Below are 26,225 nucleotides of genomic sequence, written 5' to 3'. Positions count from 1 at the left end.
AAAATTTTTGAAATGGTTATTTATTTTTTTAGTCAAAAATTTTAAATTTGATAAGTTGTTGGCAATTAAAAAGTTATTACTATGCCCAATTCCAATAATATTTGTCGTATATTTGCATAAGCAATTAATAGAAAGGTTTTCAGGCTTTTGTTTCAGACAAAGTTTAAAACATTTATTTTTTCTCTCAGTTTCACATTTCAGATGCCTCAGTTTATTCCTCAAAAAATACTTGTGTCGGCAATCTTTTATCATTACTGAAAAACAATAGAATACCTTTCTTATTTAATCGGGAAAAGTATTTGGATAGAATGGGATAGATTTCAGAAAGAAGTTTTATCTTTAACAATCAGCACGTAACAAATAAATTTTAAAATATATATGGCGGATTCTTTCTCTAAAAAAGAAAATTTTAAGAAAAAAGCACAGAAAGCAAAAGAAAAAGCTCAGAAAAGAGAAGAGCGTAAAACAAGCAACAACAAAGGGAAAAGCCTTGACGACATGATCATGTACGTCGATGCAAACGGACAATTGACTTCTACACCACCTGATAACAGCAATGTTGAAGAATTTGACATCAACAGCATCCAGTTGGGTGCAGCTCCGATTGAGGCGGAAGAAACGGTAAAAACAGGAATCATTACTTTTTTAAGTGAAAAAGGGTATGGTTTTATCACGGAAGACAACTCAAAAGAAAATGTTTTCTTCCATACTAATAATGCTACGGAAGTATTGAAAAAAGGAAACAAAGTTTCTTACGAAAAAGAAAAATCTCCAAAAGGTTTTTCTGCAATTGATATTAAAATTGTGAAATAATATTCTGTTTTGCCTAAAAACTGAATACATAGATCATATAAAAGGCTCCGGATTCGGAGCCTTTGTTTTTATGGACTATAAAGATTTTCTCTTACTTCCACTAAAATTTTTGTCGTTTTTTCCACATCCGGGAAATCGGGAAGTGAAGAAACGGAATGATAATGCTCAATCGATTTTATTAAATCTTCGGCTTTATTCATCACATCTTCATAGGACCAGTTACCCGCTTTGATGTCTAGCAATTCGTCACGGTTTTCTACACGGATATTCAGTGAATTTGTTTTAAAAATCTGTTCACATGACTGCAAAAGACGAATCGTGTGCATCATATTTTTGCTGTCATAATTCTGTCCGTGATTTTGGTTGACGTTGTAACGGTCTTCATTTCGCTCCGAAACCCACTTCCAATATTCGCGGTAATCTTTGCAATAGGTTGAGTAGGCATCGAGATTGCAGAATAAATAGGCAAGAGGATTTTCACCTTTCGGAACAGATGATACTGAAACCTGATTGGCTTCTTCATGCTGAATAATTCCTTTATAATTCAGATCTCCCGATTCGTTGTAGAAAAGGGCAAACATTCCTTTCGTATTGTCGATGCTTATTAGACCACATTTTTCTTGAACTTTCCCGTTTTCCAAAAGCCATTTTTTCAAAGGTATTGAACCTTGATTCTGTAAAATATAGCAAAAATCAAGAATGGATTTTCTTTCTTTATCAATTGGATTAAGAATTTTTTTGTTGAGGCCTTTTGCTTTTTTGATCTGTGAAATCGCGTAACCCGCAAATGTATCTTTGCATAATTTCGAAAGAAAATCTTCAGGTTTCAGCAAATCCATTAACGGATTTTTATATTGAATACAATCTTCCGGACTTGCCAGAATTTCTAAAATATTCGGATTGTTTTTCTGTAATAATTCAACCAGTCTTCCGATTTCATAGTAGGTAATATCGTTGGTCTCATTGGAGATTTGCGGAATATAATGTAAACCAAAAAAATCTTCTTTTGGTAAATAATATACCCCACGAATATCTGTATCTGAGTTTTCCGTTGCTAATCCGAAAGAGCGGCTTCCGGAGATGGCTTGGAAGAGGATGAGGTTACGGGATTTTATGTTTTGTATGGTCATTGTATTTTTAATTAAAATAAAGTTTTTGATTTATTTACCTTTCGATATTAAAAGTTTTCTCTCTTGAAGGGCAAATTTTAACAATTTTTTTTGGAGTTTTAAAAGTTCAGTTTTCCATTTTGAAGTATCATCATTAAGAAAGAAAGCTTTGTTTCCTTCAATAAAGAAATAATATGACTTATGGTTCCAATTGATAAAAATTTGTTGAGAACCAATATCAGTAATGCATATTCCATAATCAAAACTGTAGTTTTCAAATGGTATTGGATTTTCATCTAAATAAAATAAGAATTCTTCTAAAAATTTCGGAATATCCGGTATAACTTCATATTTATTATCTAACATAAAACCGCTGGAGTAAAAGTGTGTTTTGCCTGAATTTTCAATTAATAAATCAAAACCAAAAAGATGCTCTGTAAATCCATCACTATAAGAATATGCAAACAGATAGTCTGGATGCAATTTTAATTGTCCGTTTTCGATGATTCTGTATTGTTGAAAATTATTCATAATCACAAATTTTTAAAACAACTCTCCACAACCACTTCCAAAGCCTTCTCCGCATCGCAAGAATACAAACCAGAACACCAAGCGGGATTGGCTTCAATCAAGGCCCAGCCTTTTCCTTTGATCATTCCGAAGTCTAAAACAATTGCGTTTGGTAGGGTTTCAGAATATTGTTTCATGAAATTATTGAAAAACTCAAAAAGATTATTTTGTTCCGTTTCGGAAAGCGGATTGGTGTCGAAAGTATCGTTTCGCCAATACGAAGAATGAGTTTTTATTTCATTATTTAAAACAAAACATCTCACTTCAAGTTCCCATTCCACAACTTCCGAAGTGAAAACCGTAATTTCTAAATCTAACGTATCGAAACCTTTGATATGGGTTACTTTATCGAAAACTCCGGCTTTAAAACTTTTAAAATCAGAACATTTAATGAAAATATTTTCTTCATGTACAAAATCCTTCAATTGTCCGTAAGAAATTTTACGTTTTGTAAATTCCTCCGAAACCTTCGAAAGCCAGTTGTCATCGGGTTTTGTTAATGTTAAATGACATTGTTCCGCAACAATTTCTGCGTAAATATCTTCGCCATACACTGCAATTACATCTGCACGAAATTCTTCGGGAACATTCCATTTGGCATTAAAACGGCTCAGCTCGTAAGGTGAATTGATCGATGCTTTTTTCAGATTGTTGCTGTCTTCCGTGTACATGGGAGACAGGGCAATTATATTTTTCATGATATTAAATGTTTTTCTTTCAATTTATTGACTAAATCATAGCGGTTTTGTTCTGAAATACTGTCGAAAACGACACTCCAAATGTCTGAAGAGTTTGTGGCATGGACAAGATTTACCCCGTTTCTCCATATAAGATTATATTTATCTGAACACTCTTTTAAAAAATCATAACCGGACATAGATTTTGAAAATTCTTCTATATTTTGAATTTCATAGAAAATGGCAGGAAGCTTCTTGTAATATCTATGTTTTTCAAAAAATGCCTGCTGCTCTATAAATGTTGCAAAACTTTCGTAATAAAAATAAAAGTCATAAGAATCACAACCGCAATCTCTGACGGCAATTTCTCCGTTTTCTGCAATATAAAGGCTGTCGTTTATAGAAAACAAAGTTTGCCCTTTCCAATGATAGGTATTTACTCCTTTATTTTCTTTTATTTGTTTAGATGTAAAAATATGAATGACGATGTTCTGAAGATTAAGTCCTGAAAAATTTTTCTGAAAACTTATAATTTCAGAATAGCTTTGAATGTCATACAATCTTAAATGTTTTTCTACAATCTCTAAATCAATTTCAAAGTCTTGATTTTTCCCTAATTTTTCAATAAACCGCAAAGCTCTTTCAGATAATTGTTTCATATTTTTACTCTAATTTATAGGGCTAATATTTCTCTAAAAACCTTTTCCATCTCTTTTTTATCCGCATTTCCGCCTTTTAGAGCCTTCGCTTTTTCCTCGTTATCCAATATCATTTTTTCTAAAAACCCAAACAATTCCCAGTCATTCGGATGATAATAAGATTCTCCTTTTGTTACTTTTAGGGCTATTAAATTTTCTATTTTTGTTCTGGTAAAATCATCCACCAAAACTAATAATTCACTGAACAATACGGGCGGAACTGTTCCCTTTTCTAATATCCATTTTCCGGTTAAAGTTGTTCGAAGGCAGTAGAAATACGATTTTAATTTTACTTCGTCGGTTCTGCAGGCTTCCAGATATTTTTTGCTCATGCTTGAGTAATGATAAAATACAGCGACTGGGGAAAAGGATTCGTCTGCCAAAGGTTTGAATAGTTCATAAAATTTTTCATTTTTCACATACACGATAGGAGAGTAGAACCAGCTTAATAGAGCCGCATTCGACTTCAAAAGCAAATGAAAAGTTTTCCTCAGGTCCCATCCGGAACCGTCCAGATCGTCTTCGGTCATGAATTCTATGGTTTCATCTTTGTCCCACGGCGAAAGATACCAGTCTTTTTCGTGTCGGTATATGAACCGTATGTCGTAATCGCTGTCTGGCGAAGCAAAACCCCAGGCCCGGCTTCCGGATTCTACGGCAAGAAGTATTTCTATGCCGCGTTTTTCCTCGACTTCTTTTAGTTTTTCTACTATTTTTGGTGTCATTGTTTTTTAATTTATGATACAAAATAATAAATTACCTGCGCAATCTTTTTACGGTGTATGTTTGATACAACGATCTTTTTCCAGATTTTCCAAAGAACAATCAAGCTCCGCCTCTGTTTTAGAAAAAGAAAAATCTCCAAAAGGTTTTGTAATAAGAGAATAGAAGTTTACTAAGCAAAAATGTGGAATCACATTACAACAATGTAAAACTACAAGGCAAAAATGTAAAGTTACAACGCAAGAAAGCAAAACTACATCGGAAGAATGTGGAATCACGTTGCAACAATGTAAAACTACAACGCAAAAATGTAAAGTTACAACGCAAGAAAGTAAAACTACATCGGAAGAATGTGAAACTACATCGTGCCAATGTAGAATGACATCGGGAAAAAGTGAAACTACATTGCAAAAAAATAAAGTTACATCCTAAAAATGCAACTTTACTTTGATAAAATATTGAAATTCTGTCATTCAATATTTTTCGATTTTAAATACGAATTATTATCTTTTGGTAAATTCGATGGCGGAGACTGTGGTATATTCCGGGGAAGTGGCTCCGTACAAACTTTTTACGTATTTTTTAATTTTTATAGCGATGGCATAGACTCCGGTTTCTTCTGCATAAAGAATTCTGTCGCGTTCTATGATTTTGGTGTTCAGCTCAGACTCGGTTTGGTCTACGGCTAGGGTTGCCGCTTTTAATGAGTCGTGATAGGTGCTGAGGTTTTGTAATTTGATGTTGTCTTCATTGGGTGTGTAAGCGGGTAGGGTAGAAAGCAATTGTAATAGCAGACCGAAATTTTCAGCTTTTGAGGTGAAAGACTGCCGGGAAGTGGATGAGGTTTTAGGTGCTTCTTTACCATCTTCAATCGGAGTGTTGCTCTTCCTTGAACTGCCCTGAATAGTCTGGGTTAAAGATCTTGCCTGGTTTAAAGTTCCCTGCGGTAAGCCCACAATTTCCAATACATTGATGATTCTGGTACAGGTGGAACTCAAATTTTCAAAAGCAGTCTGACGGGCAACGATGGCATTTTTATTAGCGTTTCGTTTGTCACCTACTTCTGCCAGTTTTGCATTGGCATCATTGTATAAAGTCTGAAGACTTGCTACTGTAATGTCGGCAATCGGTGGGTTGTAAAGGGTATAGGTAGAGACTTGTTGAATAATTTTTTGAAGGTTCGCTACATTTTTAGCGTGACCTACTTCTGAGGTGCTTGACATATCAATTGTGTTTTGGGTTAGTGATTCAAATATAGAAATTATTTTGAATGTGTGGTAGGGTTTGTGGAAGTATTTTGATTTTTAGGATGTTATGTTAAGTTGGGGTAATCAAAAAGACCGGAATTGCTTCTGGTCTTTTGTGGTCTTGTGGTCTTTTGCTGTGGCAAGTGTTCCGCTTGTGACGGTTGTATTTATTGAAAATGGGTATGAACGAGACTTTTTTACTAACGAGGAGCAGGATAATTGATAATTGCTGCCCGCCTTATGGTGAGTGATTTTAAAATATTAAATAAATTAAATAAAATTTGTTTAATATTTAAGTTTTACTTAAATTTGATAAATAAATAACGCATATGGAAAATTTCACAGAACTAGAGCATACATTTAGCAAATGTATGTTTGTAGACAAAACTAAATACTTATCTGGAGAAGCATTACAAAATGCACTTGACGAAATCTATGCTTTTACTAATGTTTGGAATTCTGAATATATATCTAAGCTTAAATCTCAATTTGAGGGCTGTAATAGAGGTTTAATGGAACATTCGATTGAAGATTTAAATGATCTCATTGATGTATTTGAAACGATTGTTGAAAACGATGAAAGTTTAGTAAATGTAAAAATGTATTTGGTTAGACTAAAAATTGTTGTTAAACTTTTAAATGTTAAAGTTCAATTTTTAAGTGTATTGGATGTAAGATCAATTATACGAAGTTTTAAAAATAACATCAAAACGATAGTGACCGAGGAGGATTCAAAAATTAATTTTTTCGCTGAACGAATTATTAATTTTAAAATCTTTATCAATGAACTCAAAAGAGGAACTATCTCAAAAAATAAATTATGTGCTGACTAATTGTGAACTGTCAGCAGAAGTAAAAGCATTGCTATTAGACTTGAAAGATCAATTAAATAAAGATCTCAATAACAATGAAAAATTTGACGTATGGATCAAATTTGTATCAATTTTCAAAGATTTTGCTATTATAGCATCTAATTTTATTAAAGGACCAGAATAATGACAATAGGAGAAGTTATTAAATTATTACTTAAAAGAAAGAATATTTCTCAATTGCAGTTAGCGGAGAAGATAGGTAAAAGTACCACTGCCATCTCTCAAATTGTAAAAGGGCAATATAGCCCAACCGCGGAAACGTTAGATAAAATTTCAAAGGTTGTTGAGGTACCAGTACCTATTATACATTTCTTAACAATTTCTGATAAGGATATTCCTGATGATAAGAAACAATTATATAATTTATTAGCACCGTCAATGAATAAGTTTCTTAATGATATATTTGATATTTAAGAACTAATCCCGCTCGTTTGAGTGGGATTTATTTTACTTATTTCCAATGGTTTTTTGCATTGACCATATTGCATTTTCTAATTCTTCTGCTGTATAATTGGCTTCGATTTCTCTTCTATCTATTAAATCGTACGCTTTACCTCTGGAAATTAGCTCTTTTCGAACAACATCAAAATATCGTATTTCATTTAAATCATTAAAATATTCTAAAATCGTGTCTGTGTGAGTATAGATTATTTTATTATAAGGTTGTCTATATCTTTCATTTATAAATCTTTCAATTTTTAATTGCCTAAAACTATCGCCGTACTCTTTTCTCAGATTTTCTTCCCTCTCTAATAATTTCTTATTATCTTTTTCAGTTTCTGATAGCTTGTTTACTAATTTAACAATCTCTTCATTATTTAAATCTGTAAATGTTTTTTGAGCATCAATTTGTAATTTTAATTTCTCTTCATAGTCATTTATTAATTTCTGATTTTTTAATCTTTCATCATTAAGATGACTTTGTAAGTTTTCAATGCTATTTTGCATTTCTTCCACAAATTTATTGTGATTGGTGCTTTCCTTGGCTACAGCTATAGCTTTTTGTTTTTCGTCATCAGCTATTGCAATTTCCTTGTCGTTTGTAATTTTTAACAACACCTTTTTCTTTTCAAAGTTAGCCCTATGTTTCACAGATTTTTGTAGAAAAAACTCATTAGCTTGATTCAAGTATGGCAGTGCAAAAAGATATAATATTGTTGTTAAGAAAGGATAAACGAAATAATTCAGCGCATTAGAATATTCTTGACTAATCAACAGAATTTTATATTCTACAGTCCCCTTAGAAAATATAAAAAACGAAATTGGTCTCCAATTAAAAAGTAACCAGGAGATTAAGAAAGTAGAAATATAAGGGTTCTTAAAGCGATCAAGTACTATTTTTCCCGCTTCATCAGTGAATTTTGTAGCAGCGTCAGTGAACTTTCCCGTTTCTTCATTAAGTTTTTCCATCATAGTTTAGTTTAGTTTAGTTTAGTTTCTCCAAAAATAACACAACCCAATCAACTCGGCAAACATCCATGCGGAATTTCGCTTCTTAAACCGCTGCGCAAATTCTCCCGACTTTGTGCAAGCTATTAATTTGAAATATATACATGGTATAGTTTTAATTTGAAATTTAACAAAAATAATTTAAGTCAATAAAAAAAGATTACGGCAACCCGTAATCTTCTCACTATTTTCTAAACTTCTTCTTTTTCTTCCACGGCGCATTTTTCTGCACATCCCCCGCCATAATACATCCGTAAGGCATCACTTCATCCAGAACCTCGCAAAGTCCGTATTCTTCAATCTGTGCTCTTACGTTTTTAGCACTTTTATAAGCGGTCGGAAGTTCTGAAATATCAATTTCATTGGTGAAGAAACGAACGTCAAGCCCTTTGGTTTCTTCTTCAAACACTTCTTCAATCGTTTTATGAGCCAAAGATTTTTTATGCTGACTTCTGCTGAAATTTCTTCCCGCTCCGTGTGGCGCAAAACCTAAATTTCTTTCGTTGGTGGTTCCTTTCACAATCAAAACAGGTTCTGACATATTCAAAGGAATCAATCTTGGTCCCGTAATATCCGGCATAAATTTATCATCCAAAGGTGTTGCTCCTTTTGCATGGTAAAACAAATCTCCGTCTTTGAAAACGAAATTATGTTCGTTCCAATATCGATCTTCTTTCTCGATTCCTAACTTATGTAAGGTCGCATCATGAATAGAAATATGGTTTTCTTTTGTCCATGTTCTTATCAATTGCAGCGCTTTCCAATATGATTTTCCTTCTTCGGAATCATACGGAATCCAGGCATTTTCTCTCAATGTTTCAGGAGAATTTTCTATTCTGAATTGATTCGCAACCTTCATTCCTTTATCATACAATGCTGCTCCGGGCGCTCTTGAACCGTGATGCGTCACCAACATAGTATTTCCGGTATTCTTAGAAATTCCGACAAATAGGAAATGGTTTCCATCACCCTGCGTTCCCATATGAGAACGGGCGATGCTTATTAATTTTTCATCATTCAGGAAATCATTCGCTCTGAAAGCATCCATCAATTCCTGAGACATCTCCATTTGCTCACCTCTCGGTCTCCCTCCGTATCCGAAATGCGTAATGGAATGAGCTGCATCCAAAACTTCTTTAGGATCAGCCTTTCCAAAATCCGTCAACATTACCGAACAACAGATATCTGCGCTATGGAATCCCGGATGAATCGCATTTTTTGCCACTACAACTCCACCAACCGGAATCTGACCCGCAGGACCTGTCGGACAGGCATCGGGCATAATCGCTCCGGCAACCAAAGTCGGTGTTTTCATCAGAACTTTCATGGTGTTGATTACTTTTTCCACATTATCATTTTCGCTTTCATGTTCGGCTCTGATGTTGATGACAAAATCTTTCGCTGTTTCATGAAGCGGAATCAGTTCCGGTTGTTTGAATTGCTCTAAATATGCTGTGATTTGATTTTCATCTAAACTATTTTCGTTGATATGTTCCAAAGCTTCAGCAAACCATTTCGCTGGTCTATATCCTAAAGCAATTAAATCGTTTCCGTTCATTGTATTCATTTTTATTTTTATTTTTATTTTTATTTGGGCTCTGTTAACCGCCTTCCACTCCCGCTTTTTTGCTTCACTTCGTTACTCAAAAAGAGCTCCGTTCAAGTCGGGCTGCGAAGAGTCGAAGTTATTCATTTTGTAACCTTGATGAGATTCGAACTCACATTCCAGATTGGCATTGAGGCTGTAAATACGCTTCCCTACTTTTTCCCTAAGAAGTTTCGGTGCTTCTGTAAACTCTACCCATTAGTCCGCGCAGGTCTAACCGGAATATCCTCAAACTCTACGAATACGTAATTTTTCCGCAGGCTTTTCCTTTTAAGCTACAAGGTCATTTTGTTGATGCAAAGTAAGAACTAAAGTGTGCAATGTTTTTGCGTAGATTAATTTATTTTAATTATTTTTGAAAAAATTTAAAACATGTTATTTGAACAATTAGAAAAATCATCGGAGGAAATTCAGTTTAAAGATGTGATTGCATTTATTGATGAGCATTATGATTTCACACCAACAAAATTCACGAACGGAAATACGGTAAATGAAGAAAATCAGAACAATGGTTCGTGTAAGGTTTTCAGTTTTGCTCAGTTAAATGATTTATCTAAAGAGGAAACCCTGAATCTTTTTGGAGAATTTTACAGAGAAGATGTCTTGAAAAACCCAGAAGGAACGGATCATCAGAATATCAGAAACTTTATGGAATTTGGCTGGGATGGGATTTCTTTTGAAGGAAAAGCTTTGACGAGAAAGTAAATTGTCATTGCGAGGAACGAAGTGACGAAGCAATCTCAAAAAAAATAAAAGAGATTGATGAGTGCTTCCTTGGTAAGGAAGAGGTCATGAAAATGGTAACTTTTTAACTATCTCGTCAAAAATCAAAGATTTTTCGCCCCCCCCCCCCTCCAGAGGAGGGAAATTTTCTCGCTTCAAAATTTGTTTTGTCCTTAATTTAGCCTTAACCCTAATCACTTTATGTCATCAAATAAAAACGCTCTCATCCGATACAAAACATTGGATAAATGCCTGAAAAATAAATACCGAAAATACACTTTAGAAGATTTGATTGATGAATGTTCCGAAGCGTTGTTTGAGTTTGAAGGAAAAGAATCTTTTGTGAGCAAACGTACCGTACAGCTGGATTTACAGAATATGCGAAGTGAAAAATTCGGATATGAAGCACCGATTGAGGTATACGAAAGGAAATATTACCGATACAGTGATCCGGATTACAGTATTCATAATATTTCGGTCAATGAAAGTGATCTGAAAGCGATGAACAATGCCGTTCAGATTTTAAAACAATTCAAGGATTTTTCGATGTTTAAGGAAATGAATGGAGTAATTCAAAAATTGGAGGATTCTATTCATTCGACTAGTCAGAAATCGATTATTCATTTAGATAAAAATGAACAGCTGAAAGGTTTGGAACATATTGACGTTTTGTATGATGCGATTTTAAATAAAAAAGTTTTAAATATCACTTATAAAAGCTTTAAGGCGAGAGAATCTGATTCTTATGTGGTGCATCCGCAATTGTTGAAAGAGTTTAATAACCGTTGGTTTTTGATTTGTTCAAATAAACAATATGTATATAATCTGGCTTTGGATAGAATGGAGAATATTCAAATCGAAGAAAATATTGAATATGTCGATAAAAATCTTGATGGCGACGAATATTTTAAAGATATCGTTGGTGTTACGGTTTCTCCGACTATGGCTCCGAGAAATGTTGTGTTTTTTGTTGATTCTTCCAATGCGCCTTATGTTAAAACAAAGCCTTTTCACGCAAGTCAGGAGATTGTAAGTGAGAATAATGAAGGAACTGTTTTTAAAATCTGTGTGCAGCTTAATTATGAATTGGAGCGACTTCTTTTAGGTTTTGGAGAATGTTTAACGGTTTACAAACCTAAAAAACTTAGGATGAGATTGCAGGAAAAGTTCGCTGCCGCTAAGAAGAATTATGAGAATTTAATTATTGAGGATGAGGATTAAAAATTGTGGCTTGGAAATTGTAATTATTCATCAAAAATAAAATAGTATGAAATCCAGAATATTAAAAGCTGTCGTTGCTCTTGTAGTGCCCATCGTTATTGAATACGTTATTAAAAAGGTAACAGAGAAAATTGATAATAAAAGCAAAGACGAGAAGGACGCTAATAAGCCGATTCCTTCTCCCCATTAAAAACATCAACCTTCCGATTGGGAAGGTTTTTTCTTTATATAAAATCATAAACACCATTTTTCCAGCCCAAAACCTTTGAAGAATCTGCATTGAGCCAGTTTTTGAGAATTGTTGCATAGACTTTTCTGAAATCTTCAGTGTAAATTAAATCTCCGTCGTTGAGCTTTTGCAAATCGGGAAGAGCATTAAGGATGCCTTTCTTTTTTAAACCTCCGCTGATAAAAAACATTTGATTTGCCGTTCCATGGTCGGTTCCATTACTTGCATTTTGGGCAACTCTTCGTCCGAATTCTGAGAAGGTCATCAATAAAATATCATTAAAAAGTCCGTTACTTTTCATATCGGCAACAAAAGATTTTACGGCTTCATTGATCTCTCCAAAAAGTTTTTCCTGTCTTTCATTTTGATTAACGTGGGTATCAAAACTTCCAATCGAAAGATAATAAACTTGTGTATTAATGTCTGATTTTATTAATGAAGAAACGGTTTTAAAATCTTTTCCCAGCTTTGAATTGGGGTATTCCTGCGTTGTCTTCTTTGCTTTACTTTTTTCAAAAATATAATCGGCATTATTAATGGTGGAACCTAAAGTTTGATATAAATAAGAAACCGTCTCGTCATCATGATGATGATCGTGGTTGTACAACGACTTGAAATATTTTTCCTGACTGGTTTGATATAGTTTTTTAGGGTCTTTAAAGGCAAAAGCCTTGTTATTTTCTCCTTTTAAAGCCAAACTCAGCATATCGTCTACTTCCAGAGCCTGAGTCGGATGTTCGCACTTGTAACATTCTTCATCCAAAAATCTTCCGAGCCAGCCCGTTTCGAGATATTCGTCGCTTTTGCTTGCTGAATGCCAAATATCCATGCTTCGGAAGTGTGATTTGTCGGGATTCGGATAACCCACATTATTTAAAATCGAAAGTTCTCCACCATCAAAAAGCTCTTTAAAATAGGAGAGGGCAGGATTGATTCCCGTTTCATCATTCAATTGTAAAGAATCTTTGATGGCAATATTGTTTCTTTAAAATAAATATCATTTTTTGTAGGAATAATCGTATTCAAACCGTTATTTCCGCCCGTAAACTGCAGAACAATTAATATTTTTTGATTCGGATTCAATGCATTATCCAAAGTCATTGATTTCAAAAAGCTCGGCATCAGTAGCGAAGCGGTTGCCAATGAACTTATCTTTAAAAATTCTCTTCTTTTTATAATCATGAGATTAGATTTGGGTTATAGATAGTAGGTTGTAGGTTGTAGTTGATGCGGTATATTTTAACTATTAGCTAAAATCTGCAACCTGCGACCTAACAACTACATCAACTGATATTCCGGTGTCGACATCAGATTGATAATATTCATTTTCAAACTTTGGTCAGAAAACTGACTGACTGTTTTCATATCAATCAATTCTGTATTTTGGATGAGATAATCTTCAGGTCTTTTATTTTTAAAAGCTTTTTCCACAGCAAGCCAGTCAATCGTAATGTTGGGGCTTTTAAAAGCTTTAATTAATGCTTCTCTGGATTTCATTCCCATATCAATGTCGTCATCTTCTTTTGCGGAATATTCCATCGGTCTTAAACCTGACCAGATTTGAGGAATCTGAAGTCTCAGCATCAGAGTTGAACTGTCAATCCACGATTTTCCGCTTGGCCAACCTGCAACATTCGGCGGAAACAAAAGCATTTGTCCCAATAGTTTCTGATATACTGTAATGTTTTCAGGATTTTTAATTTCCATCGGAAGAATTCTTATCATTCCTGCAATGAGTTCTGTAGGGGATTTTATTTTATTACCGATATTTTTTTTATCGTAAAACCATGAACTTAAAAAGATACTTTCCATCAATTTTTTAATATCATAATGGGAAGCATAAAATTCCTCACTCAGCTTATTAATATTGCTTTGATCAGGATTTTCGTTTACAAAAAATTTGTAAATCTTTGTGGTAATGAATCTTGCGGTTGCTTTTTGTTCAAGAATAATATTTAAAACATCATCTCCATTAAAATTTCCTGTTTTTCCAAGAAAAGTTTTTGTTCCGGTGTCATGTTGTTTTGGTCTGTCGATAAATTCTCCCTCTTTGTTATAACCCCATCCCGTAAAAGCTCTTGCGAGTTCTTTAATGTCGGTTTCTGTGTAATTTCCTCTTCCCATGGTAAAAAGTTCCATCACTTCACGGGCAAAATTTTCATTTGGATGATCCTTTTTATTTTGCTGATTATTCAGAAACTGAAGCATTGCCGGAGATTTACTGACTTCAAACAAAAGTTCTTTAAAATTTCCCAACGCATTTCTTCGAATGACATTTAATAATTGTCGGTTGAATTTTGGATTATTCACTCGCGTTGCAAAATGTCCGTGCCAGAAGAAAGCCATTTTCTCTCTCAATTGATCTTCACTTTTCGTCATTTGATTAAGAAAATTCAGATTAAGCTCTACATTCTGTTTCTGGGTGATTTTCTGCGCTTCTCTTTTTTGATCTGCCGTTGCTTTCGGATCGGTATATTCAATCTGAACTAAATCAGGGGTGTCGTAAGTAATCTCTATGAAAGGATATTCTTTAAAAAGATCTGAAACAGCATTCTTACTTTTTTTATTCTTCAGATCTTCTATCTGAGAAATACTTATCCCGAAACCGGCTCGGGAAGGCAAATGCTTATTTTGTGAAAGTGGTGGTGTAACCATAGCAGACTTTATTTTTAGACTTTGCTAATGTTGATAGGTTAAATATATCAACTCAATTTAACACTTAATTATTATATCAGAGTCAAAATAATATAAATAAATAATTAATTTTTTTGTAGTATTTAATTTATTGAAAATCATTTGTTAATGATGTTTGTAGTCTTTTTTGAAGGGTGAATTATTTTATTTTGGCATGATTTTTACATCTTGCAAACCAGTAAAATTTATAAAAATCAGAGTTATGAAAATGTTTAAACAAACCCTATTAGCAGCTGGATTTTTGACAGCAGGTTTAGTAAGTGCCCAGGATGCTTCGATGAATAACATGATTAAAGTAGGAGCTACAGCCGGATTGGCTGTTCCTGCAGATAATTTATCAGCAGCAGTTGGAGTAGATGTAGCATATCAGAATTTAATCACACCAGGTTTTGGATTAGGTATCGCAACTGGTTATACTCACTATTTCGGAAAAGATAATAACGGATATAATAACAACGATGTAGGAGTAGTCCCTGTAGCGGCACTTTTCAGAGTTTATCCTAAGCAGACAGGATTTTATTTCGGAGCCGATTTGGGATACGGTTTTTTAGTGGGAGATGATAAAGTTGCATCCAATTCTGCAGTTGACAGGCCAAGTGGAGGTTTCTATTTAAAACCAGAGATCGGATACCACAATCAGTACTGGAATTTCTTTGTACAATACCAGAAAGTTTTCGCAGGAAGTAATGGAGATATTGCCGCACCGGCTTCTCAGGACTATAATGTGGGAAGTATTGGCGTAGGATTTTCTTACAATATTGCCTTAGGAAAATAATGATGTAAAATATAATTACTTATTATACAAACCTTTTCGAGTTTTTGAAAAGGTTTTTTGTTACCATACAAAAAATACCAAAACAATTATTATATTTGATAAAATTTGCGATTATGAACTTGAATCCAAAATTTCCTCTCTATTTACCGGGAGTAAAAAATGCTAATAATGATAATGTTTCGATTATCGGGGCTAATTTAAGAGAAGATATTACAACCATTGCATACTATACCTCGGGGAACTCGCGGATAGAACTTAAATTTCAAAATAATTATTCCACAAAAGATTATGCCTCTTTTGCAGATGTTCTTTCACAGTTTATTGAACAGTCTCAGCTGGAAAATGTTCAGAGACTAGGAATCTCCGTTCCGGGACCTGTTTTAGACGGAAAAAGTAATCCTGCCCGTTTAAACTGGCATTTGGATGTAAACGAATATCAGAGCAAATTCGGATTTGATAAAGTTTATATGCTCAATGATCAGGAAGCAGCTGCTTACGGAATTGGTCTTTTGGATGATGCCGAACTTGATACGATCTACTCAAGTGATCATCGCGAAAAAGGGAATGTTGCGATTCTTGCACCAGGAAATGGTTTGGGAGAAGCAGGATATTTCTTTGACGGAAAATATTTAAGACCTTTTGCAACAGAAGGCGGTCACTCAGAATTTTCACCAAGAACGAATGTTGAGGTAGAGTTTTATCAGTTTTTAAATAACATCTATGGTATTGTAAGCTGGGAAAATGTTCTTTCAAAAACAGGTTTGTTTAATATTTACAGATTCCTGAGGGATGTGAAAAGACATCCTGAACCGGAATGGCTTTCAGAGCGTTTGGCAAACGGAAACTTCACGGAAGAAATTTATAAAGCAGCCATGGATGAGGATGTACTGATCTGCAAAATTGCTTTAGATACGTTCCTTGAGTTTTTGGCGAGAGAAGCAAACAATCTTACTTTAAAGCTTAAAGCAACGGGAGGTTTGTTAATTGCAGGAGATATTCCACAGATTATCAGAGAATATATCAATAAAGATAAGTTCTATGAGAAATTTAAGATCAGTGATAAGATGGAAGATATGTTGAAAAATATTCCTATTCTTCTGGTCAATACAGACAGTACAAGTATCAATGGAGCAGCACTTTATACTGCTTATTTTACAGAATAACGCAAAACTCCGAGTAATTCGGAGTTTTTTTATGACTGATTTTATTCATATAAATCATAATGTTTATTGATGTACATCAAGACGAATTGTTAAATAAGATAATTACATTTGCAGCGTAATAAACAATTAAAAATTTACAATGAAAAAAATATTCTTATTAGCAGTTTTAGCGGGCGGATTGGCTTTCGGACAATCAAAAAAAGTTACCAGTTCTGATGTTCACTGGTGGGGTTATAAAGTTGCAAAAACTGAGTCGAGTTCTCACGACGGAACAGTAAAAGTAAAGTCAGGAAATATGATTATGAAAGGGAATGAGCTTGTAGGAGGAGATTTCGTTTTAGACATGACTTCAATCAACGCAACCGATCTTTCTGGTGAATATCAAGGGAAATTGAATGGTCACCTTAAAAACGGAGATTTTTTCGAAGTTGAAAAATTTCCTACAGCCAATTTCAAAATCACATCGGTAAAGAAAAACAGTGACAAAGTTTACAACAAACTTGTAACCGGAAATCTTACCGTAAAAGGAAAAACAAGTGCAATTTCTTTCCCTGCAAAAGTTTCGTATGCTAACGGAATAGTTAATTTAGAATCTAATAAATTCTCTTGGGACAGACAAAAATTTGATGTTGCTTACAAGTCTTCCATGAAAGATGTTTTTGTGAAAGATGAGATTGATATGACCGTAAAGGTAAGTGCTAAATAATTTATTCAAAAAAATATTGTTAAAAGTGTAGAAGTTCTACACTTTTTTTTATTTTTGTTGAATTGTAAATAAAAAATAATGAAAAGATTACTATTGTTTGTTATGATGTGTGCAAGCATATCATTTGTTTTTGCTCAGAAGAAAGGAGATAAGATTTCAAAAGTGATAACATCCGAGATAAAATGGTGGGGACATAAGGTGGTAAAAACAAAGCCTACTTCTCATTACGGAAGCTTAAAGCTAAAAAGCGGTAAATTCACTTTCGACAAAACGGTCTTGGTAGATGGTGAATTTGTTATTGATATGAGAAGCCTTGTCGTGGCAGATCTATCGGGTGATGATCAGGTAAAATTGACAAACGAATTAAAAGGAACAAACTTTTTTGAAGTGAAAAAATTCCCGACAGCGAAATTTCACTTAAAGAAGATTATTCCTTTGGCAAACAGTGAGTACAATTCTACAATTGTTGGAGATGTAACAATTAAAGGAATCAGAAAAACAATTTCTTTCCCGGCGAATGCACATATTACTCAATTTACAGTAGAGATCGAATCTTCGAAATTTTCTTTGAACAGAAAAGATTTCAAGATTTTCTACCAGAATTCTCTGAAAGATTATTTTATCAAAGACGAAATGGATATTCAGTTTAAGCTTTCTACTCAAAAAGTTGATAACGAAAGACCTTTATAAGGTTAAAATTCTTATAAAAACACAAGGGCTGCTTTTAATTAAGCAGTCCTTTTTTTATTTTAGCTTAAAAAAACAGAAGCAAGTGAAAATATATGTAGTAAGTGGTCTTGGAGCTGATTTTAAAGTTTTGGAACGTTTGCAGTTTCCAAAAGAGCATGAAGTGGTTTTTATTGACTGGCTGATTCCTGAAAATGATGAATCCTTCAGTTCGTATGTGACAAGAATGGCTGAAAAAATCGATGATTCTGAATCTTTTTACCTTTTAGGATATTCTTTTGGCGGAATTATGGTTCAGGAAATTAATATGTTGAAGCCTGCAGAAAAAGTTGTGATCCTGGGAAGCATTAAATCAGATAAAGAAAAATCCCGACTGATAAAAATGGGGGAGATTACTAAAATTCCCAAATATATACCTGTGAACTTTTTCAATCTAAAAACGCTTGAGACCTATTCGGTGTTTAGGAAGTTTTTTGATCCCAAGAATCCTAAAGTCAATCAATATTTCAGAGTGACTGACCCATATTATCTAAAGTGGTCTATTCAACGTATTTCGGAGTGGAAATTTGAGCAGAAAAATAACATCATTCAGATTATGGGCGATCGTGATATTGTTTTTCCGCTTAAAAATTCAAAACCTGATTATATCATAAAAGGTGGAACGCATCTTTTTCCGGCAACTAAGCATAAAGAAGTTTCATTGCTTTTGAATAAGATTTTTATTTAATTTTTTTAAAATACTTATAAATTTTAGGGGGTTGATTTTGTAAAATAGTGTTTTTATGAAATTTATTTTTAATTTTGATGGGGTTAAAAATAAAATTTATGAAAGTTGGCTTAAAATGGAAGGTTTCGTTTGTCATTATTTGCATCGTCGCAATTGGGGGATTATTCTTTAGACCTGATGTTGATATTCCCAATACCGGAAACTTCCTGAGTGAAAAAGAAATTGTAGGCTCGGATGTAGCCTGGATTCTTGCAGCAGCGGGTTTAGTCTTGCTGATGACACCAGGTTTGTCATTCTTTTATGGTGGAATGGTTGGCAAGAAAAATGTAATTTCTACAATGCTTCAGAGTTTTATCGCTTTGGGAGTGATTTCAATTTTGTGGATTGTCGTTGGTTTTTCTCTTTCTTTCGGCGAATCTATCGGTTTTGAAATCGATGGAACTCATTATGGAATTATCGGAAATCCTTTCACTTATCCATTTTTTAATCATGTAAGTGTTTATCCGCATAAAGCGATGGCATCTACAATTCCTTTTGTTTTGTTTGCTTTATTTCAGATGAAATTTGCAGTGATTACTCCTGCCTTGATTACCGGTTCTTTTGCGGAAAGAGTTCGTTTTATTTCCTATCTGGTTTTCATGGTTCTTTTCAGTCTGTTCATTTATACACCGCTTTGTCACATGGTTTGGCATCCTGAAGGACTTTTAAATAAGTTTTTTGGCGTTAAAGATTTTGCAGGAGGAACGGTCGTTCATATGAGTGGCGGATTTGCAGCTTTGGCGGGTGCAATTGTTTTAGGACGTAGAAAGAATCCGCATCATGAACCGTCTAATATTCCGTATGTGATTCTGGGAACGGGAATGCTTTGGTTCGGATGGTTTGGTTTTAACGCTGGTTCAGCTTTAAGTGCTAATGCAGCGGCTGCAATTGCTTTTGGGACAACAACGATTGCTTCGGCTTCTGCAATGATGACCTGGATTTTCTTTGACCGGATAAACGGGCGAAAGGTTTCTGCTTTGGGAGCATGTATTGGTGCGGTTGTCGGCTTGGTTGCCATTACACCGGGTTGCGGTTTTGTTTCGATTCAGGAAAGTATTTTTATCGGATTTATTTCGGCGATTGTTTCTAATATCATGGTCAACTGGAATGCCCTAAAAAAGATAGATGATACGTTGGATGTTTTTGCCTGTCATGGAGTAGGAGGTATTATGGGAATGATTCTTACCGCCATCTTTGCTCATGGTGAAAATGCGAGTCTTCTACACGGTGGATTTGGTGTTTTTACACATCACATGACTGCGCTGATTTTGGTTTCTTGCTTTACCTTTTTCGGTTCTATGCTTTTATATAAAATTACAGATAGGATTATCACATTGAGAGTAAAAGAAGACTCTGAAGAAATAGGTCTTGATGTTTCTCAGCATGGGGAAAGTTTGAAATGGTGATTTCTTCTAGCAGATTTAGCAGATTTTTTAATCTTTAATAAAAGAATATTTGTTTTAGATTAGGCAATACCTAATGTTGCGCTCCTACGGAGCGCAATGTTCGTTTGTAATTGTTTTTCTACAAAGCTGCCGCTCCTACGGAGCGGATCAAAAAATCACAATGATTATGATAAATTATTTCCTTTCATTCTAAGATAATTTCCGTGTATATTTGTTTTTCTTGAAAATGGAAAATATAAATGGAGTCAATATCTGTATTTGAGATCATTAAGGTAGGAATAGGACCTTCGAGTTCCCATACAATGGGACCGTGGAATGCGGCATCTGCGTTTATCAGGATTCTGAATCGCGAAAGGTCCGTGGCAGAAGTAAAAGAAGTTTTTCTTGAATTCTTCGGCTCTCTGGCTAAAACGGGGATCGGTCACGGAACCGATATTGCCGGAATGCTGGGTTTAAATGGTGAAGATTTTAAAACGATTGATACCACAAAGATTGACGAGATTGTTGATCGAATTAAAGAAACTCAAATCATTAATCTTGGTGGAGAAAAAGAAATACCTTTTGTTTACGGACATCATTTGGTTCTGAATATGTCTGAAACTTTGGCTTATCATCCGAACGGAATGATTTTTAAAGCTATTTTTGAAGACGGAACGGAGCTTGTTCAGGATTTTTATTCCGTGGGGGGAGGTTTTATCATGAGTCAGGAGAAAAAGTCGATTGATAAGCATTGCGTGCGTACTTTGTACCCGTGTCATCATGGTTCCGATATTTTAAAATATTGTGAAAAATTAAATTTAAATAAAATTTCAGATTTAATTTTAATGAATGAAGAGAGCTGGAGAACGCAGGAGGAAACTAGGAAAGAGGCACTTTACATTTGGGAGCAGATAAAAGAATGTATTTATAAAGGAGTCAATAAAGAAGGGGTTCTTCCGGGTGGACTGAATGTTACCCGCCGTGCTGCAGGAATCAACAGAAAACTTTTGGGTGATAAAATCTATAAAAATAAAGAAGAGTGGTTCAAATTGGTGGTTGATGCTGAAGAAAATTTCACTAATATTAATAAGTGGATTTCATGTTTTGCGTTGGCGGTGAATGAAGAAAATGCAAGCTTCGGAAGGATCATTACTGCTCCTACCAATGGAGCGAGTGGTGTGATTCCTGCTGTCTTGATGTATTCTCAGGCTTTTACAGATGCAACCAGCGAGGATGATATCGCAAGATTTATTTTAGTGGCAGGAGAAATCGGAACTTTATTTAAGAAAAATGCTACTATTTCTGCGGCAATGGGTGGTTGTCAGGCTGAAGTAGGAGTTTCTTCAGCAATGGCTGCAGCTGGTTTAACGGAAATTTTGGGTGGAAGTGTTGGGCAGGTTTTGATGGCTGCTGAAATTGCAATGGAACATCATTTAGGCTTAACGTGTGATCCTATAAAGGGATTAGTGCAGATTCCTTGCATCGAAAGAAATACGATGGGTGCTATAAAAGCAATAACGGCGGCAAATATTGCTTTAGAAAGTGATCCTGCAAAAGCAAAGGTAACTTTGGATGAGGTGATTCAGACCATGTGGGAAACTGCTTTATCGATGAACGACAGATTCAAAGAAACTTCAGAAGGTGGGTTGGCAATTGCGGTGAATGTTCCGGAGTGTTAAGATAAATTTAAGTATATATCATAAAAACGTACGCATCTTTTGATTAAATGGTGCGTACGTTTTGGTTAAAAGATACGGATGTTTCCACTGAAACGTGCGTATCTTTTTTTTGTGCTGATTTATTTCTTATTAAAAATCAGTGTATTTCCGTTTTGAAGAAGGCTCAGTTGTTTCTTTTCCGGTGAAAAAACAATTTCTACACCTGCATTCTCATATTTGAATGTATTACCTTCAGCAAATTCCAGAGGAAATGATGGCTGACCGGTTAATTGAGCGAAAAGATTTCCTTCATTGATGAAGATTTTAAAGTCTAATTTGATGTCTTCAGAATAATAATTTCCTTCATATTTCTTTAGTTCATTTGCTGAAAGGTTTTTCTGCTCAGTAAATTTTGGATATTCGTATTCGTGGTCATATATAATGCTTACAATTCCTAAGAATAATTTGCTGTGAGATAATTTTTCACCATTTACAACCATTGCGACAGAGTATTTTTCGGCGGGACTGTAAGAAACCAGTGAATGCGTCCCTCGGGTATCTCCACCGTGTCCGTACGAAATTTTGTTATAAAAAGGAACTTTCATCATGCCTAGTCCAAAACTTTCGCCATCTTTCGGAAGCATTCTTTCAAGAGTTTCTTTTTTTACAAATTTATAATTGAATAGGGCATTAATAAACAGATTCATATCCTGTGTTGTAGAGGTGATGTCGCCCAGACCGATACAGTTGTGAAAGTCGAAATCGGTTGCTTCAACCCATTTTCCGGCTGTATTTTCGTAAGATTTAAAAATATTTTCCGGATTATCCAGAACTGAAAATGTGTTTTTCATGTTGGCTTTATCGGTAATGTTTTCTTTCAGCAAAATGTTGTATGGTTTTTTCGCTACTTTTTCCAGAATTCTGCTCAAAAGATAAAATCCAGAATTTGAATATCTTACTTTTTCTCCGGGCTGAAATTCAATTCCGTGTTTTTTTATGGTATCCATAATCGCTTTGTCGCCAACGGGTTTTCCAAGCAGCCATCCACCCACATAATCTCCTAGCCCACTTGTGTGGTTCATCAGTTGTTTTATCGTAATCTTATTGGCGTTCGGGATGTCAGAATAGTATTTTGAAAGTTTATCGTTAAGGTTTATTTTTCCTTTTTCTTCCAGCTGCATCAGCATTACAGCGGTTATCAGTTTGCTGATAGAACCGATCTGGTAACCTGTGCCTGAATCCCATTTTATGTCAGATAACTGTTCCTGACCGAAGTTTTTCTGATAAACTTCTTTTCCGTCCTTAAAAATCGCTACACTTCCGATTCCCTGTTTATTTTTAGCAATATAATTTAAAAAGTCATCGATTTTTGCAGTATTAACTGCTGTTTTTCCTAGATCTTTTGTGATTACAACATTTTTTGACTTCGGTTTTTCTTTTTCGTCATTTTTATAAAGGTTTAATGGGAAGGGCTTTGATCTTTGAGTAAAAATACCTTCAAAATGATCGGTTTTAAATTGGCCTTTGTATGAAGCGTCAAGGTTTTTCATCTCAAAAACCAATTCATTATTGACGAATTCAGTTTTATCTACAGGTATGATTTCATTCCCCTGTTTTGGACTTTGTGCTGTTGAAATGTATTTGTTGTTTTCTTTGCTGACGTTCAGAATCAATGGGAGGGTTACTCCGCCTAAATCGAGTTCTCCTTTCCATGAGCCTGTAATTTCTTGAGCGTAAAAAGTCTGTGCTAATAGAACCAGCACGAATAATAGTTTGATTTTCATGAGTTTAAAATTTAGATTAAAATATAATCTGGCTTACAATTGTTGTTAGAAATGATATAAGCGCAAACAATACAATGTGTTGCCATTTTTTAATGTTGGTTGCAGTTTTAAAGCCGTTGTAATAAAGTACAATACTATAGATCAAAATACTTAAAGAAATAAATCCTACGAAAGTTAGTACAGCCATATCCCAAAAAAGAATTTTTTCCGGGGTTCCTATATTTTCAGAATGATTTTCTAATGCTTTTTTATAAAATGGTAGTTCATTGACAAGAATTATGATTATTAGTGGGATCTGGGAAATAAGAACAGTATTCAGAATATCTATAAATCTGGTTTTGCTGTTGAGGATTTTCCCCAGAATAAAAATGACAGCAATGGCCAGAAGGTAGCTTAAGCTGTTTGTTTTTACAACTTCCCAGATGGTCTGATTTTCTTCAAGACCTGAATAGTGAAAAATACTGTCATTAATACTATCAGTATAATAAGAAGCAAAAATGTTGAGTATGAAAAAGAGAATTCCTGCAATTAAAAGTTTTTTCTCGTCAAACTTCAAAAAGGGATTAAATAGAGTTTTCCAGTTCATGCCTTATTATTTTTTTAATTGATCGATTTTCTGAATGAGGTCATCCATTTTATTTCTCATCGTAGGATAAGAAAGTTCTGCCTGTTTCGCCATTTCTTTAATACTTCCGCTGGAAAGAAAGAAATTGAGGATAAAATCCTGCTCATCTCTGTTGAGTTTCAGAAATACGGGAAGTTCGTAATCACCATTTACGTTGGTTCCGCAATCTGGGCATTTCATCTGACTTACGTTGAGCGTATGGTCGCAACTGGGACAAATTATAGGAAGTTTCATTAAGTTTTTTTTTACAAATGTAATATTAATTTTAATAAAATTAAAAAATATTTTAATAAAGTTAAATTATTGTTACTTAAAACTGTATCCTGAAAATATTCACAATTGTTAGATAAATATTTGTTAACCTTAAGAAAATCTATATTTTTGCGCAAAACTTTTATCATGAAGAAAATAATTACATTGTCTTTTGTATTCCTGTCATTGGCTGTTTATTCCCAGATCAATATTCCTTTGAGCTCTTCAAAAGGAACGCTTACCACCCAAACAGATCAGAAAATTGAATACAAAAATCTGAAATATGAAAAAGGAAAAGTGATTTATATCAATGCTCAGACAAATCAGGAGGAATTTCTTTATGATAATTCATTGAAAAGCATTGAGGAAGCTGATGTTACAGCGGTAGTTACTTCTACAAAAAATGATGCGGCTGTTAAAAGTATTAAAGAAGAACCTCAAAATGTAAAACTCACCTCCAAAAAAGATATTAAAACTTATCTTCTTCATGCAAATAATTTAGAATACAAAAGAGGCCGTACTTTAAATAACGTCGGAACAGCTTTTGTTGTAGGGGGTGCTGCCTGTTTCGTGGCAGGTGGACTTTCTAATCTTTCTTCTGCCAACAAAACATATTCTTACGGAGAAGAACCAAAAGGTTCTCCGGTTCCGTTGATTATAGGTTTGGTCGGAGCCGGAGCGGGAGTAGTAATGAAACTGATGGGACATTCTCAAATGAAAAATGCCATTGAAACTTATAAAAATGCCGATTCGAGAAAATTTATCCCTACATATTACGTCTTCAATAATAAGAATGGAGTAGGATTCATGATGAAATTTTAAATTTATTTTAAAATTCCCCGGATTCTGTTGGCATTGGTAATCAGCTCTTCCAGATATTCAAAATTGTCTTTCTCTAAAGCAGACTTAAATTTTCGAAGCTGGGAAATATGCTCGTTTAAAACATCAAGAACATTTTCTTTGTTTTGTTTAAAAATAGGAACCCACATTTCAGGATGGGATTTCGCCAGACGAACCGTGCTCGAGAATCCAGAACTTGCCAACTGAAAAATCGTATCTTCTTCTTTTTCCTTTTCCAAAACAGTATTGGCTAAAGCATACGAAGTGATATGCGAAATATGTGAAATATATGCAGTATGAATGTCATGGTCTTCTGCATTCATATAAATCGGATGCATTTCAAGGTTTTTGACGATATTTTCTACAGTATGAAGAGCGTCTTGAGCAGATTCTTCACGGTTGCAGATAACACCCGCTTTTCCTGAGAAACTTTCGGCAACAGCAGATTTCGGACCGTGATTTTCCGTTCCCCACATCGGATGGAAAGCCACAAATCTTGCTCTTTTAGGATGGTCTTTTACAGAATTTACAATTCCGGATTTGGTAGAGCCAACATCCATTACGATTTGTTTATCAGAAACTAAATCCAAAATTTTGGGTAAAATTTTTCTTGTAGAATCTACAGGTATCGCAATAATAATTAAATCTGAATTTTTAATTCCGTTTTCTAAATCTGTTTTTTCGTTGATGATATTTAAAGCTAAAGCTTCGGTGAGATTTTCAATATTACTGTCGATTCCATAAATGAAATCTGCTACGTTTTTCTGTTTTAATTTTAATGCAATCGATCCGCCGATTAATCCTACACCAATAATACTAATGTTCATATCAATTAAAATTTTAAAAATAAAAAAACCCCGTCCAAGGACGAGGTTTGATTTATATATACAAGAAATCCTTATCCCAGATCTGAGTTAAAAATTCCGTAATAATATGTTTTGTTTGTAATCACA

The 26,225-nt window shown here is 34.3% G+C and carries 29 protein-coding genes; 14 read left to right on the top strand and 15 right to left on the bottom strand.

From position 1 onward, the window contains the following. The first annotated feature begins 378 nt into the window (after positions 1-378). Positions 379-813, top strand: coding sequence for a cold shock domain-containing protein (locus ACR1PN_RS13730; RefSeq protein ID WP_433980501.1), 435 nt, complete (start codon positions 379-381; stop codon positions 811-813). A 68-nt stretch (positions 814-881) separates the two neighbouring features. Here ACR1PN_RS13730 and ACR1PN_RS13725 read toward each other — a convergent pair whose 3' ends face one another. The 6 genes from ACR1PN_RS13725 to ACR1PN_RS13700 form a co-directional block, all read right to left on the bottom strand. Continuing rightward, positions 882-1,943: a nucleotidyltransferase domain-containing protein gene (locus tag ACR1PN_RS13725; RefSeq protein WP_433980500.1), complete on the bottom strand. Its 1,062-nt coding sequence runs from the start codon at positions 1,941-1,943 to the stop codon at positions 882-884. Positions 1,944-1,973: 30 nt separating this feature from the next. After that, positions 1,974-2,453, bottom strand: a complete 480-nt coding sequence (locus tag ACR1PN_RS13720; protein WP_433980499.1) for a hypothetical protein — start codon at positions 2,451-2,453, stop codon at positions 1,974-1,976. Positions 2,454-2,455: 2 nt separating this feature from the next. Beyond that, a complete protein-coding gene (locus tag ACR1PN_RS13715; protein ID WP_433980498.1) occupies positions 2,456-3,190 on the bottom strand; it encodes an ATP-grasp domain-containing protein in 735 nt (244 codons plus the stop codon). Further along, positions 3,187-3,828, bottom strand: coding sequence for a hypothetical protein (locus ACR1PN_RS13710; RefSeq protein WP_433980497.1), 642 nt, complete (start codon positions 3,826-3,828; stop codon positions 3,187-3,189). The genes ACR1PN_RS13715 and ACR1PN_RS13710 overlap by 4 nt, the downstream gene beginning before the upstream one ends. 14 nt (positions 3,829-3,842) lie before the next feature. Next, on the bottom strand, positions 3,843-4,592 hold the full coding sequence (locus ACR1PN_RS13705; protein ID WP_433980496.1) for a nucleotidyltransferase domain-containing protein: 750 nt from the start codon (positions 4,590-4,592) through the stop codon (positions 3,843-3,845). Positions 4,593-5,093: 501 nt separating this feature from the next. Next, positions 5,094-5,813, bottom strand: coding sequence for a hypothetical protein (locus tag ACR1PN_RS13700; protein ID WP_433980495.1), 720 nt, complete (start codon positions 5,811-5,813; stop codon positions 5,094-5,096). Positions 5,814-6,166: 353 nt separating this feature from the next. Between ACR1PN_RS13700 and ACR1PN_RS13695 the strand changes: the two genes are divergently transcribed. Together ACR1PN_RS13695 and ACR1PN_RS13690 are read left to right on the top strand one after the other, a co-directional pair. Then, positions 6,167-6,670 (top strand): hypothetical protein, encoded by a 504-nt coding sequence (locus ACR1PN_RS13695; protein WP_433980494.1) that lies wholly within the window; start codon positions 6,167-6,169, stop codon positions 6,668-6,670. Between the two features lie 162 nt (positions 6,671-6,832). After that, positions 6,833-7,123, top strand: a complete 291-nt coding sequence (locus ACR1PN_RS13690; RefSeq protein WP_433980493.1) for a helix-turn-helix domain-containing protein — start codon at positions 6,833-6,835, stop codon at positions 7,121-7,123. Positions 7,124-7,156: 33 nt separating this feature from the next. Here ACR1PN_RS13690 and ACR1PN_RS13685 read toward each other — a convergent pair whose 3' ends face one another. After that, entirely contained in the window at positions 7,157-8,119 is a 963-nt protein-coding gene (locus ACR1PN_RS13685; protein WP_433980492.1) for a hypothetical protein, read from the bottom strand. A 223-nt stretch (positions 8,120-8,342) separates the two neighbouring features. Continuing rightward, positions 8,343-9,725 (bottom strand): RtcB family protein, encoded by a 1,383-nt coding sequence (locus ACR1PN_RS13680; RefSeq protein ID WP_433980491.1) that lies wholly within the window; start codon positions 9,723-9,725, stop codon positions 8,343-8,345. 411 nt (positions 9,726-10,136) lie between these two features. Here ACR1PN_RS13680 and ACR1PN_RS13675 point away from each other — a divergent pair, with 411 nt between their 5' ends. From ACR1PN_RS13675 to ACR1PN_RS13665, 3 genes are all read left to right on the top strand, one after another. Then, positions 10,137-10,469: a HopJ type III effector protein gene (locus tag ACR1PN_RS13675; protein WP_433980490.1), complete on the top strand. Its 333-nt coding sequence runs from the start codon at positions 10,137-10,139 to the stop codon at positions 10,467-10,469. A gap of 219 nt (positions 10,470-10,688) precedes the next feature. Next, the gene (locus tag ACR1PN_RS13670; RefSeq protein ID WP_433980489.1) at positions 10,689-11,708 is read left to right on the top strand and encodes a helix-turn-helix transcriptional regulator; all 1,020 of its coding nucleotides are present in this window, start codon (positions 10,689-10,691) and stop codon (positions 11,706-11,708) included. Between the two features lie 46 nt (positions 11,709-11,754). Then, positions 11,755-11,898 (top strand): hypothetical protein, encoded by a 144-nt coding sequence (locus ACR1PN_RS13665; RefSeq protein ID WP_378174226.1) that lies wholly within the window; start codon positions 11,755-11,757, stop codon positions 11,896-11,898. Between the two features lie 34 nt (positions 11,899-11,932). Here the strand turns inward: ACR1PN_RS13665 and ACR1PN_RS13660 are convergent, their stop codons facing one another. The 3 genes from ACR1PN_RS13660 to ACR1PN_RS13650 form a co-directional block, all read right to left on the bottom strand. Then, the gene (locus tag ACR1PN_RS13660; RefSeq protein ID WP_433980488.1) at positions 11,933-12,889 is read right to left on the bottom strand and encodes a DUF1501 domain-containing protein; all 957 of its coding nucleotides are present in this window, start codon (positions 12,887-12,889) and stop codon (positions 11,933-11,935) included. Next, positions 12,886-13,119, bottom strand: coding sequence for a hypothetical protein (locus tag ACR1PN_RS13655; RefSeq protein ID WP_433980487.1), 234 nt, complete (start codon positions 13,117-13,119; stop codon positions 12,886-12,888). Before ACR1PN_RS13655 ends, ACR1PN_RS13660 begins: the two co-directional genes overlap by 4 nt. A 96-nt stretch (positions 13,120-13,215) precedes the next feature. Continuing rightward, complete coding sequence (locus ACR1PN_RS13650; protein WP_433980486.1) at positions 13,216-14,592, bottom strand: DUF1800 domain-containing protein; 1,377 nt, start codon at positions 14,590-14,592, stop codon at positions 13,216-13,218. Between the two features lie 241 nt (positions 14,593-14,833). Between ACR1PN_RS13650 and ACR1PN_RS13645 the strand changes: the two genes are divergently transcribed. The 7 genes from ACR1PN_RS13645 (at position 14,834) to ACR1PN_RS13615 (ending at position 21,792) form a co-directional block, all read left to right on the top strand. Continuing rightward, on the top strand, positions 14,834-15,406 hold the full coding sequence (locus ACR1PN_RS13645) for a hypothetical protein (protein ID WP_378174215.1): 573 nt from the start codon (positions 14,834-14,836) through the stop codon (positions 15,404-15,406). Positions 15,407-15,519: 113 nt separating this feature from the next. Then, a complete protein-coding gene (locus ACR1PN_RS13640; RefSeq protein ID WP_433980485.1) occupies positions 15,520-16,569 on the top strand; it encodes a glucokinase in 1,050 nt (349 codons plus the stop codon). A gap of 139 nt (positions 16,570-16,708) precedes the next feature. Further along, positions 16,709-17,275: a YceI family protein gene (locus ACR1PN_RS13635; RefSeq protein WP_433980484.1), complete on the top strand. Its 567-nt coding sequence runs from the start codon at positions 16,709-16,711 to the stop codon at positions 17,273-17,275. Between the two features lie 78 nt (positions 17,276-17,353). Beyond that, positions 17,354-17,965 (top strand): YceI family protein, encoded by a 612-nt coding sequence (locus ACR1PN_RS13630; RefSeq protein WP_378174205.1) that lies wholly within the window; start codon positions 17,354-17,356, stop codon positions 17,963-17,965. 82 nt (positions 17,966-18,047) lie between these two features. Beyond that, positions 18,048-18,689 carry an alpha/beta hydrolase gene (locus ACR1PN_RS13625; protein ID WP_433980483.1) on the top strand — a complete coding sequence of 214 codons (642 nt, stop codon included), beginning with the start codon at positions 18,048-18,050 and terminating at the stop codon, positions 18,687-18,689. Positions 18,690-18,787: 98 nt separating this feature from the next. Next, complete coding sequence (locus ACR1PN_RS13620; protein ID WP_433980482.1) at positions 18,788-20,134, top strand: ammonium transporter; 1,347 nt, start codon at positions 18,788-18,790, stop codon at positions 20,132-20,134. Positions 20,135-20,373: 239 nt separating this feature from the next. Then, positions 20,374-21,792: an L-serine ammonia-lyase gene (locus ACR1PN_RS13615; protein WP_433980481.1), complete on the top strand. Its 1,419-nt coding sequence runs from the start codon at positions 20,374-20,376 to the stop codon at positions 21,790-21,792. Between the two features lie 119 nt (positions 21,793-21,911). Here the strand turns inward: ACR1PN_RS13615 and ACR1PN_RS13610 are convergent, their stop codons facing one another. From ACR1PN_RS13610 to ACR1PN_RS13600, 3 genes are read right to left on the bottom strand one after another with little or no spacing between them, the layout of a single operon-like run. Beyond that, positions 21,912-23,555, bottom strand: coding sequence for a serine hydrolase domain-containing protein (locus ACR1PN_RS13610; RefSeq protein WP_433980480.1), 1,644 nt, complete (start codon positions 23,553-23,555; stop codon positions 21,912-21,914). Positions 23,556-23,571: 16 nt separating this feature from the next. Continuing rightward, complete coding sequence (locus ACR1PN_RS13605; RefSeq protein WP_433980479.1) at positions 23,572-24,141, bottom strand: YIP1 family protein; 570 nt, start codon at positions 24,139-24,141, stop codon at positions 23,572-23,574. 6 nt (positions 24,142-24,147) lie between these two features. Continuing rightward, positions 24,148-24,414 carry a DUF2089 family protein gene (locus ACR1PN_RS13600; RefSeq protein WP_065720434.1) on the bottom strand — a complete coding sequence of 89 codons (267 nt, stop codon included), beginning with the start codon at positions 24,412-24,414 and terminating at the stop codon, positions 24,148-24,150. 165 nt (positions 24,415-24,579) lie between these two features. Here ACR1PN_RS13600 and ACR1PN_RS13595 point away from each other — a divergent pair, with 165 nt between their 5' ends. After that, positions 24,580-25,254 (top strand): hypothetical protein, encoded by a 675-nt coding sequence (locus tag ACR1PN_RS13595; protein ID WP_433980478.1) that lies wholly within the window; start codon positions 24,580-24,582, stop codon positions 25,252-25,254. Positions 25,255-25,256: 2 nt separating this feature from the next. Here ACR1PN_RS13595 and ACR1PN_RS13590 read toward each other — a convergent pair whose 3' ends face one another. Continuing rightward, positions 25,257-26,099: a prephenate dehydrogenase gene (locus ACR1PN_RS13590; protein ID WP_433980477.1), complete on the bottom strand. Its 843-nt coding sequence runs from the start codon at positions 26,097-26,099 to the stop codon at positions 25,257-25,259. Positions 26,100-26,225: the final 126 nt, after the last annotated feature.

The sequence above is a fragment of the Chryseobacterium sp. RLHN22 genome (genome assembly GCF_051011795.1).
Classification (GTDB): domain Bacteria; phylum Bacteroidota; class Bacteroidia; order Flavobacteriales; family Weeksellaceae; genus Chryseobacterium; species Chryseobacterium zhengzhouense.
Note: the sequence above shows the minus strand (reverse complement) of the source record. Positions and strands in the feature narration are given on the sequence as shown.